This is a genomic window from Methanocalculus sp. (assembly GCF_029762515.1).
GTDB lineage: Archaea > Halobacteriota > Methanomicrobia > Methanomicrobiales > Methanocorpusculaceae > Methanocalculus.
The window spans coordinates 1-1,333 of record NZ_JARVGN010000517.1; the positions used below are offsets into that span (position 1 = coordinate 1).

Consider the following 1,333-nt stretch of genomic DNA (forward strand, 5'->3'; position numbering starts at 1 on the left):
TATTCAAGATCCAATCCCGGTGTTCTGATCGCGATTGAGGGGGGTGGATCCGGAACAGGGGTTGAGCGGGCAGGATCGGGTGATGTCTCTATTGGTGCCTCTTCCCGCCCGATCAAGGATAGTGAGCTGATGAAGTATCCATCACTTGTTATCCATAAGATTGGAGGCTCTGGCGTGGTTGTGATCGCGAGCAGAAATTACCCTCATAACACAATAGCCTTTGAAGAGCTTCAGGCCCTGTATAATGAGAAGGATGACGATATCTCACCGATACCTCGCCTTCGCGATGTCAGGTATGTTGTGCAGAGAAGCGATCATTCAGGGACAGAAGAAATATTTGCAGGCTGGCTTTTTCCGGGGTCAAAGACTGTAGACTCCTCACTTTCAGCGAGGAATCGAAATGCCAAAGGTATAATTGTCCAGGTGGCTGCCGAGGGGAATGCAGGTGTCCTGAAAGCAGTGAAAGAAAAAGATGGAGCAATCGGCTTCGTTGATTTTGGATATGCCGAACATGATCCTGGGGTTAAAATTCTCCGGATCTATGATATGGGAAGCAGTGTTGCTGTTCCGGAGCATTCCTCGGAAATACGTCTGGCAATACTGAATGAACTGAAAGGCGATCCTTTGAATAACGATCTGAGGTATATTCCGGCTCTTACAAGGGAGCTGCTCTACCTGACAAACGGTACCCCGGATAGTGAGGTTGGATCGTTTATTCGATTCGCACAATCTGCCGAAGCACGGCGTTACTTTAATGAAATTGGATATTTCTCGATGAACGAGATTGATGAAATATGAGGTGAATGATGGAATCGACAGAGATACTTATTGTTGAAGATGATCCGGTTATCTCACAGGTACTTTCCGGCACGCTCAGTACATTTGGTTATTCGGTGTGCGGGCAGGCACGATCAGGTGACGAAGCTATTCTACAGGTCATCGCAACGAATCCCGATCTCGTGATGATGGATATCGGCCTTGAGGGGATCTGTGATGGTATCGTTGCTGCTACCTATATTCACCAGTTCTTCTCGGTCCCTGTTGTCTTCTGCACCGGGCAGTCAGGCGGTGATTCTATTGAACGGGCAAAGACTGCACAACCTTTTGGTTATCTCTCAAAACCCTTCTCCGATCAGGAATTATATGGAACCATTGAGATCGCACTGAACTCGCATGCCCTCTTCATGAGGCGGTTTGGCATTAAGGGATGCAAACTCGACACCCTCCTCTCGCTTGACACCGGCATCATGTTTCTTAATAATGATGGCAGGGTGCTCTTCAGCAATCCCTCTGCCGGGTATCTCACCGGATGCTCCCATAATGAGGCATTCTT

The 1,333-nt window shown here is 48.2% G+C and carries 2 protein-coding genes; both read left to right on the plus strand.

Going from position 1 to position 1,333, the window contains the following annotated elements; translation table 11 throughout:
* A partial coding sequence (locus QCH34_RS12760) for a substrate-binding domain-containing protein (protein ID WP_300334686.1) occupies window positions 1–798 on the plus strand: 798 nt, incomplete at its 5' end.
* A gap of 5 nt (window positions 799–803) precedes the next feature.
* Window positions 804–1,333, plus strand: a 530-nt coding sequence (locus QCH34_RS12765) for a response regulator (protein WP_300334687.1), incomplete at its 3' end; no start/stop codon positions are given.